This window comes from Thorsellia anophelis DSM 18579 (genome assembly GCF_900111395.1).
Lineage (GTDB): Bacteria > Pseudomonadota > Gammaproteobacteria > Enterobacterales > Thorselliaceae > Thorsellia > Thorsellia anophelis.
The window spans coordinates 37,224-47,064 of sequence record NZ_FOHV01000021.1 but is presented as its reverse complement, the minus strand read 5'-3'; the positions used below and the strand labels follow the sequence as shown (position 1 = coordinate 47,064).

10 protein-coding genes are annotated in these 9,841 nt (G+C 36.9%); all 10 read left to right on the top strand.

The window, feature by feature from the left end; translation table 11 throughout:
• A partial coding sequence (gene tuf / locus BMW37_RS10995) for an elongation factor Tu (RefSeq protein WP_093320973.1) occupies positions 1-1,094 on the top strand: 1,094 nt, incomplete at its 5' end.
• A 157-nt stretch (positions 1,095-1,251) separates the two neighbouring features.
• On the top strand, positions 1,252-1,668 hold the full coding sequence (gene secE / locus BMW37_RS10990; RefSeq protein ID WP_093320971.1) for a preprotein translocase subunit SecE: 417 nt from the start codon (positions 1,252-1,254) through the stop codon (positions 1,666-1,668).
• A 2-nt stretch (positions 1,669-1,670) separates the two neighbouring features.
• Positions 1,671-2,216: a transcription termination/antitermination protein NusG gene (nusG, locus tag BMW37_RS10985; RefSeq protein WP_093320968.1), complete on the top strand. Its 546-nt coding sequence runs from the start codon at positions 1,671-1,673 to the stop codon at positions 2,214-2,216.
• A 401-nt stretch (positions 2,217-2,617) separates the two neighbouring features.
• Positions 2,618-3,976 (top strand): L-serine ammonia-lyase, encoded by a 1,359-nt coding sequence (locus BMW37_RS10980; RefSeq protein WP_093320967.1) that lies wholly within the window; start codon positions 2,618-2,620, stop codon positions 3,974-3,976.
• Positions 3,977-4,419: 443 nt separating this feature from the next.
• Positions 4,420-5,802 carry an adenylosuccinate lyase gene (purB, locus tag BMW37_RS10975; protein WP_093320964.1) on the top strand — a complete coding sequence of 461 codons (1,383 nt, stop codon included), beginning with the start codon at positions 4,420-4,422 and terminating at the stop codon, positions 5,800-5,802.
• A gap of 29 nt (positions 5,803-5,831) precedes the next feature.
• On the top strand, positions 5,832-6,335 hold the full coding sequence (locus tag BMW37_RS10970; RefSeq protein WP_093320961.1) for a GNAT family N-acetyltransferase: 504 nt from the start codon (positions 5,832-5,834) through the stop codon (positions 6,333-6,335).
• Between the two features lie 38 nt (positions 6,336-6,373).
• On the top strand, positions 6,374-7,162 hold the full coding sequence (locus BMW37_RS10965; RefSeq protein WP_093320959.1) for an amino acid ABC transporter substrate-binding protein: 789 nt from the start codon (positions 6,374-6,376) through the stop codon (positions 7,160-7,162).
• Positions 7,163-7,175: 13 nt separating this feature from the next.
• Positions 7,176-7,847, top strand: coding sequence for an amino acid ABC transporter permease (locus BMW37_RS10960; protein ID WP_093320957.1), 672 nt, complete (start codon positions 7,176-7,178; stop codon positions 7,845-7,847).
• 8 nt (positions 7,848-7,855) lie between these two features.
• Positions 7,856-8,620, top strand: coding sequence for an amino acid ABC transporter ATP-binding protein (locus BMW37_RS10955; RefSeq protein ID WP_093320954.1), 765 nt, complete (start codon positions 7,856-7,858; stop codon positions 8,618-8,620).
• A gap of 64 nt (positions 8,621-8,684) precedes the next feature.
• The gene (locus tag BMW37_RS10950) at positions 8,685-9,833 is read left to right on the top strand and encodes an amidohydrolase (RefSeq protein WP_093320952.1); all 1,149 of its coding nucleotides are present in this window, start codon (positions 8,685-8,687) and stop codon (positions 9,831-9,833) included.
• Positions 9,834-9,841 lie beyond the last annotated feature (8 nt).

The following is a 9,841-nucleotide window of genomic DNA, read 5'->3' as shown; positions in this document are numbered from 1 at the left end:
CAATTACAACAGTATTAGCAAAAACTTATGGTGGTCAAGCTCGTGATTATTCACAAATTGATAATGCACCAGAAGAAAAAGCACGTGGTATTACAATTAATACATCACACGTAGAATATGACACACCAACTCGCCATTACGCGCACGTTGACTGCCCAGGACATGCTGACTATGTTAAAAACATGATCACAGGTGCAGCACAGATGGATGGTGCAATTCTAGTTGTTGCGGCAACAGATGGCCCAATGCCACAAACACGTGAGCATATCTTACTTGGTCGTCAAGTAGGTGTACCTTACATTCTTGTTTTCTTAAACAAATGTGACATGGTTGATGATGAAGAGTTATTAGAATTAGTTGAAATGGAAGTGCGTGAGTTACTTTCACAATACGAATTCCCAGGTGATGATACACCTATCATCCGTGGTTCAGCGTTAAAAGCACTTGAAGGTGTTCCTGAGTGGGAAGCAAAAATTGTTGAATTAGCAGAAGCGTTAGATAGCTATATTCCAGAGCCAGAGCGTGCAATTGACCGTCCATTCCTACTACCGATTGAAGATGTATTCTCAATCTCAGGTCGTGGTACAGTAGTAACAGGTCGTGTTGAGCGTGGTATTGTTAAAGTAGGTGAGGAAGTTGAAATCATCGGTATTATCGATACAGTTAAGACAACTTGTACTGGTGTTGAAATGTTCCGTAAATTACTTGACGAAGGCCGTGCAGGTGAGAACGTTGGTGTATTATTACGTGGTACAAAACGTGATGATGTACAACGTGGTCAAGTATTGGCTAAACCAGGTTCAATCAAGCCACATACAAAATTTGAATCAGAAGTTTATGTGTTAAGTAAAGATGAAGGTGGTCGTCATACTCCATTCTTCAAAGGTTACCGTCCACAGTTCTACTTCCGTACAACAGACGTAACAGGTGCAGTTGAATTACCAGAAGGCGTAGAAATGGTTATGCCTGGTGATAACATTAAGATGGTTGTGACATTAATCGCACCTATCGCGATGGATGACGGTTTACGTTTCGCGATCCGTGAAGGTGGCCGTACTGTTGGTGCAGGTGTTGTTGCGAAAGTTATCGCTTAATAACATTTAACCTTTGCCTAGGGTAATTTTGGTTTTACCCTAGGCATATTCTAAATTATTCGAATATACATTTTGATTGTGTTTCTTTCAAACTAGAATAGTTTAAACGTAATTGTATATTCCAATAATAATCGATAACTTAGGTGGTTAATTTTCAATGAGCGCGAACGCAAAAAAAATAGAAAATAAAGAAATAAAAGATAACAACCCAAGTAAAGGATCTGATGCCTTTAAGTGGTCAGCTGTATTTGCATTAGTTGCTGCTGCTATTGTGGGCAATGTTTATTTTGATAGTTATGAGTTCCCAATTGTCCGTATCATTGCAGTGATTATTGTCATGGCCCTTGCAATAGGACTTGCACTTATTACGGTTAAAGGTAAATCATTTATTAATTTAGCTCGGGAAGCAAGAATTGAGCTTAAAAAAGTGGTTTGGCCAACAAGACAGGAAGCAACACAGACAACATTAATTGTGGCAGCTATAACAATTCTAATTGCACTTATACTGTGGGGATTAGATGGTATTTTAATTAGAATTGTTACATGGATTACTAAATTTGGAGTAGGAGCTTAATCATGTCAGAAGAGATTAAAAAAAGATGGTACGTGATACAGGCTTTTTCTGGATTTGAAGGTCGAGTTAAAGAATCTTTACAAGAGCATATTAGATTAAATAAAATGGAAGATTCTTTTGGTGAGATTCTTGTTCCAACTGAAGAAGTTGTTGAAATGAGATCTGGGCAAAGACGTAAAAGTGAACGTAAATTCTTCCCAGGTTATGTGCTTGTGCATATGGCAATGGATGATGCAAGTTGGCATTTAGTTAAAAGCATACCGCGCGTTATGGGATTTATCGGAGGGACGCCTGATAGACCTGCGCCAATAAGTGATAGAGAAGCTGATGCGATTTTAAATCGACTCCAGAAAGATGGTGAGAAACCACGTCCTAAAACATTGTTTGAACCAGGTGAAACGGTACGAGTTAATGATGGCCCTTTTGCTGATTTCAATGGAACAGTTGAAGAAGTTGATTATGAAAAAAGCCGCTTAAAGGTATCTGTCTCTATTTTTGGCCGTTCTACACCTGTAGAGTTAGCATTTGGTCAAGTTGAGAAAGCTTAGAATAGTATAATTACTCTTTTCTAACTATAAACAAAAAGCCCTACTGAGATAGTAGGGCTTTTTGTTTTGGTGTTAAACGATTTAACTAAGTAGCATGGAGACTGAATTGAGAATATTTAACGCTCACACTAACAAAAATTAATAGCTGCTCAGTTATAAAGGCGGTGTTTATTTTCTACCTGATGAAACCTTCCTGACGCAATATTTGATATCATCATTCTGTGTCACAATAATTAAGTTGTTTGTTAAGCCTTAATATTAAAAATGTTATCTATTTTTAGTAAAATCATTAACTGATTGTAGTTAAACGTTTTTAAGCGCCTGATCATAGACACTCATCAATTGTATTACTACAAATCATTGATATTTAGCTCAGGTGAATTTTTTATAAGGATATAAATATGCTATCTATTTTTGATATTTTTAAAATAGGGGTTGGACCCTCAAGCTCCCATACAAATGGCCCTATGGTGGCGGCTAACCGATTCATTACAGAAGTGTTAAATCAGTCGTATACTTTAATACGCATAGAGGTTAATTTATACGGTTCACTTTCTTTGACTGGTAGGGGGCACCATACAGATAAGGCAGTATTATTAGGATTGATGGGGAACTTACCTTCATCGATTGATATTGATAAAGCTAATCAAGCAATTGAACTGCTTAAAAAAACGGAAAATTTAAGACTTAATGACACGACTATTATTAAATTTAATACTAGCCGTGATGTCATATTTAATGCTAATACATTGCCGCTGCATGAAAATGCATTGACGCTTAAAGCATATGGAAAAGATGATTATTATTTTGAGCAGACCTACTATTCTGTCGGCGGTGGATTTGTGTATACAGAGAATGAGCTTAAAAATAAAGAACAGTTAAATAAAGTCGCTGTACCTTATCCTTTTTCAAATGCAAAACAGTTGCTTAACATGGCTAATGAAGCTTGTTTATCATTACATGAAATGATTAAACTAAACGAACTTCAGTTTCATAGTGCAGAAGAGATTAAAGTAAAAACCCAACAAATCTGGCAGGTCATAGAAGCATGCGTCGAGCGAGGAATCGCAACTGAGGGGGTATTAAGCGGTGGATTACATGTTCAAAGACGAGCAGCGAACTTGTATAAATATCTATCAGAGCAAACACATACAGATGAATTATCGGTTTTAGACTGGATTAATCTATATGCATTTGCAGTTAGTGAAGAAAATGCTGATGGTGGGCAAGTAGTGACATCCCCAACAAATGGCGCAGCAGGTGTTATTCCAGCAGTATTAAAATATTATAACCAATTTGTAGAATCTTTGACGACAGAGAAGGTTCAACAATTTTTAATGGTCGCGGGGGCGATAGGGTATTTATACAAAGTTAATGCGTCTATTTCAGGCGCTGAGGTAGGTTGTCAAGGTGAAATAGGTGTCTCTAGCTCTATGGCTGCAGCAGGTTTAACAGCCATTTTGGGAGGAACTAACGATCAAATGTGTATTGCAGCTGAAATTGCGATGGAACATTCCTTAGGTATGACATGCGATCCTATAGGGGGGCTTGTTCAAATTCCCTGCATTGAACGAAATGCAATGGGTGCCTTAAAGGCAGTTAATGCTTCTAGAATGGCACTTTTACGTCAAGAAAAAACGGTTGTATCACTCGATAACGTCATTGAAACTATGTATAAGACAGGAAAGGATATGAATCAAAAATATCGAGAAACATCACTTGGTGGCCTTGCTTTAATTCCTATTATGCCTTGTGAATAATAAAATTAAGTTTGAGTATTTCTTTAAATGTTAAGGATAATATCCTACCGTGTATTATTCTTAACATCTTAATTAATTATTGAAGAATACTTGAGATTTGAATTCACTACTCGTCAATACTTAGCAATATTGTTTATGCAAACGCCGTCTTTATCGCATCTCCCAACAATCATCAACTGTATTAGTTGTAAAATTGTATTATTCAAAATTTATCATATTGATCTATAAATACTTAGCTATAGATTTAAAAATCAAGATAAGTTGCTTAAAGATATATTCAATCAGATCAATAATCCACTTTTCATACCATTATGCTTTTTTTGTCTAGAACATATCAAATTGTTATTAGCGCTACTCTTCATTACTCAGTAAATTGTTTGCCTTACAGACTTGCATAAAGCCTCTGGGCTTTGAAATTTCATGATTATAAAAGAGTAGAATTTATGGCATCGCATGTAATTGATTTTAGCTTATTGGGAAATAATTTTAGCACACCTGAAATGAGGACGATTTGGTCGGAAACAAACCGTTTAAAAAAACAGGCCAAGGTTGAGGTTGCGCTTGCCGTTGCTCAAGGTGAACTTGGTGTGATACCAAAAGAGGCAGCAGATGCTATTGCTTTCGCAATTGATGTTGATACGCTTGATTTAGAGGCGATGGCAAAAGACGGTGCACTAATGAAGCATTCTTTGATGGCTACTATCAAAGCACTTCAAGCTCAATGTGGACAAGCTGGTGAATTTATTCATTATGGCGTTACTACGCAAGATATTGTTGATACGGCAACGGTACTACAATTAAAGGAAGCGTTTAATGTCATTGAACAGGATGTGAACTCTTTAATAAAAGAGCTTACTGTTCTAAGTGAAAAGCATAAACACACTTTTATGGTAGGTCGTACTCATGGCATGCAGGCATTACCGACAACCTTCGGATTCAAAGTTGCTATTTGGTTAGATGAATTTCTTCGCCATGCAGAACGCTTAGCTAATATCAAGCAAAGGGTGCTTGTTGGTAATGTTAGTGGTGCAATTTGTACCTATGCCTCGCTTGGTGAAATAGGGCCAGAGGTAGAAAATCGTACACTAACACTTTTAGAATTAGGGACGCCAAATATCGGGTGGCAATCAGCTAGAGATAGATTAAGTGAGTTTGGATCGATATGTGCATTAATTAGTGGAACACTAGGTAAGATTGGCAATGAATTTTATAATTTGATGCGCACCGAAATTAATGAAATAGAAGAACCGTTTAGTGAAGGAAAAGTAGGGTCTACTACTATGCCACATAAACGTAATCCTGCTTTATTAGAGGGGCTTGCTAGTTTAACCCAGCCTATTTTAAGTAGTGTAGGGTTATTGTTTCAATCTATGCATGTCGAACATGAACGAGATGCAATGAGCTGGAGAGCTGAATGGATTGCTTTGCCAGAAATTTGCTTATATCTTTCCGCTCAATTAAAAGGCGCTATCCATATTATTCAAGGTATCAAAGTTAATAAAGAACGTATGCTTTTGAATTTGCAATCACAAGGTGGTTTATTGCTGTCTGAAAAAGTCATGTTTGAGATAGGGTTAAAACTCGGTAAACAAACCGCGCATCAATTGGTGTATGAAGCCGCAATGCTAGCATTTGAAACTGATAGACCTTTTAAAGATATCTTAATGGCTCATCCTAAATTGAAGGCTATTTTAAATCAAGATGAGCTAGATTTATGGTTAAAGCCTGAGTCATATGTTGGCGCTGCTATTTTAAAAAATGAGTATATTCTCAAAATTAGTAAGACTTACTTAGAGAGTAAAACTTCTAACGTTACCACTTACTGATACTAAGTTACCAGAAAGAGAGAATATATATGACCCATCGCATTTTCAAGCAATTAACTATAGAGGATAGTGAGAATTTAGCCTCACTAATTAGCCGCTCTTATGCACAAAATCTTGCGTTAGGTATTCAATTTGATGCTTCGTTTATGACGCATGATGACGCTAGAGAACAAATATTATCCCATGCAGTATATGGTTTATTTGAAGAGGCAAAATTAATTGCGACAGTCACAATACGGTTCCCGTGGAGTAATAAACCTGGACCAGAAGCATTACCACACATTGGCTGGTTTGCTGTCGAAGAGACGTATAAAGGCCAAAAAATTGGGCTGGCATTACTCAATTGCTTAGAAACTGAAATACTCATGAAAACACTCAAAGCTAAAGAGTATACCTTAGGGACTGCATCAAATCATCCATGGTTAGTTGAGTATTATAAGCAGTTTGGATTCATTGAGTTATATATTAAAGATATTGGTAAGCCACACAAAACATTATTTATGAAAAAAACACTTTTAACACTTACCCCATAAGGGCATTGCATTCGCAAAATTAACTTTTAGGAGACACTATGAACCCTGTTAATAAAATATTAGCAATCTTACTGACCATAACAGCTTTAGTTGGTTGTGGTGATAAAAAAGAAGCTGAGACAGCCTCTCAAGAGATAACGATTGGCGCAACGGGATTGAGTTTCCCTAGTGCATACAAGAAAGATAATAAATTGGTTGGTTTTGATGTAGAGGTTGCAGAAGAAATCGCAAAAGGCCTTAATTATAAAATTAATTGGGTGACTTCTGATTTTAGCGGATTGATGGGGCAGCTTGAAGTTAAAAAACTCGATACGGTTGCAAATGTTGTTGCTATTACTCCTGTAAGACTAGAAAAATATGATTTTTCAACTCCATATGGTTATTACGGAAGTCAATTAGTGACACATGAGGCAAATGATAGCATCAATACTAAAGACGATTTTAAAGGTAAAACTATCGCAGGCGTGTTAGGGTCAAACCATGTTAATAATCTCAAAAAAACCTTTCCAGATGATTCAGTTACCATTAGAACATTTGAAACTAGGGATGCTGCTATGACAGATGCAATTAATCAGCGCGTCGATGGATATGTTAACTCAAGACCTATTTTGCTCGCTGAAATTAGAGAAAATAAATTACCTCTTAAATTAGTTGATAAACCAATAGTGGTTGAGTCAGTGGGTTTCCCATTTCAGAAAGATGAGAGAGGGGAGAAGTTAAAGACTGAATTTAATGAACAATTAGAATTGATGCGCCAAGATGGTCGATTAAAAAATATTTCAGAAAAATATTTTGGTGAAGACATTACTGTGAATTTAGTTCAATAATTATGGAGTAGGAATGAATCTCGATTTCGATTATATCGTACTTATCTTCCCTAAAGTTCTTGCATATTTGCCTACGACTTTATGGATGGCACTCATCTCAATGCTCTTTGCAATGTCAATTGGGCTTATGTTGGCCTTGATCAAACTGAAGGGAGTGAGAGTAATTAATGCAATTATAGATTTTTATATTTCGATTTTTAGAGGCATTCCTACTTTAGTGCAACTGTTCTTAATTTATTTTGGTTTACCTCAACTATTTCCTATATTAAATGGGATTGATGCGATAACCGCAGCGATCATTGGTTTTAGCCTTAAAAATTCTGCTTATATGGCTGAGATTTATCGAGCTGGATTAAGTTCAGTTGAATTTGGACAAATGGAAGCAGGATTGACGATAGGTATGACAAGAGGGCAAGTATTTAGAAGAATTATTATTCCACAAGCCATGCTAAATACGTTACCTGCAACTGGAAATACCTTTATTTCTTTGATTAAAGAAACTTCTGTTGCATTCGCATTAGGTGTCACTGAATTATTTGCCGAAGGTAAAATGATTGCTGCTGAGTCCCTTCGTTACTTTGAAACCTTTATTGTTGTTGGCGTTATCTACTGGCTCACTGTTGTCGTTTATGGATGGATTCAATCCTTCATTGAGTCAAAATTACGTTATGGATTAGATAGGTAGGGCGGGCTATGATCGAGCTTAGACATATTCACAAAAGTTTTTCTGGAAAAAAAGTATTAAATAACGTATCCATCAATATCGCAAAAGGTGAAGTTGTTGTGATTATAGGACCATCAGGATCGGGTAAATCAACACTATTGAGATGCCTAAACTTATTAGAAGTCCCTGATAGTGGTGAAATCATGATAGGTGGCGTAAGCTTAAATACTGCTTCTTATACACAAAAAGAGGTATTTAATTTAAGAGCCCAAACAGGAATGGTATTTCAGAACTATAATTTATTTAAGAATAAAACAGCACTCGAAAACATTACAGAAGGACTGATTGTTGTTAAGAAAATGAGTAAATCTGCCGCCAATGAGGTGGGTAAAACTTTACTTGCCAAAGTAGGGATGTTAGAGCAAGCCTCCCAATATCCCATTACATTATCTGGTGGTCAACAGCAAAGAGTTGCTATTGCTAGAGCACTTGCGATTAATCCTAAGGCGATATTATTTGATGAGCCTACTTCAGCGTTAGATCCTGAAAAAGTCTATGAAGTACTGCATGTTATTAAAGAATTAGCCAAATTAAAAACCACAATGGTAATCGTGACCCATGAAATGGAATTTGCCAAAGAGGTTGCTGACAGAGTCATTTTTATGGCTGATGGGCAAGTTGTAGAAGAAGGGTTACCAGAACATGTGATTTGCCACTCAGATAACCCTATCACTCGAAAGTTTTTGAGACAGTTAACAGATAAGCCAATAGAACAAGAGAGCTTTTCTATTTAATTCACTAAAGTTTACCCCATTTAGACAATATTCTAAGCACACAAAAGGATAGGAGTCATAATTAATGAGATTAGCGCAAAATGAAACCATCGCAAAGGAAATATTAGCTTTCAGATTAGATATGCATCAGTATCCAGAGCTCTCTAACCAAGAATTTAAAACAACTCAAAAAATTAAAGATGCTTTGTCTAGTCATGGTATTGAAATCGGAGACTATGAACTTAAAACAGGCTTAGTTGCGGTCATTAAAGGTGAGCAAGCAGGACCTGTTATTGCACTACGAGGTGATATTGATGCGTTGCCTATTACCGAAGAAACAGGAAGTGAATACCGCTCCAAAGTTAATGGCGTAATGCATGCATGTGGCCATGACTTTCATACTTCAGCCGTACTAGGTGCTGCGATTTTACTTAATCAAAATCGAACCCAAATTAAAGGAGAGATACGAATCATTTTCCAGTCTGCAGAAGAGACAGGGTTAGGCGCACCTGAATTTATCAAAGCAGGTGTAATTGATAATGTCAGTGCAATCTTTGGGATACATAACGACCCCATGCTCCCTATAGGTATAGTAGGATCAAAATCAGGGGCATTAACAGCTGGTGTTGATAGATTTGAGGTTGTGATTAATGCAAAGGGGGCGCATGCGGCTAAGCCTCATGAAGGTAATGATCCCATCATTATTTTAGGGCAGATTATTACGACCCTACAAACCATCATTAGCCGAAAAGTTGCCTCAAATGAAAACGCAGTCGTGTCAATTACAGAAGTCAGAAGTGGCAATACTTGGAATGTGATTCCAGATAGCGCTTATATACAAGGCACCGTGAGAACATTTAACCCAAGCGTGAGGGCTCAAATAGAAACTGAAATGAGAACCATACTCAGTGGGTTCGCTATAGTATTTCATGCAGATATTGAGCTTAAATGGCATGCAGGACCACCTTCTGTGATGAATACCGATTATCTTGTCGAGTATGCCCTTAGTCATGCTAAGGCTAATCAGTTTGAACCACAAATTGTTGAGGCAAGTCCTATTGGCGAGGATTTTGCGTTTTTCCAAGAACAAGTACCTGGTGCATTTTTAATGATTGGTACCTCTGGCCAGTATCCTTTACATCACCCAAAATTTAGTGTAAATGATGCTGTTCTTTATCCAACTGCACACTATTTGGCTGAAATTGTGCTTAATGCGTATCAAACTGTTAAATAGGTGTATTC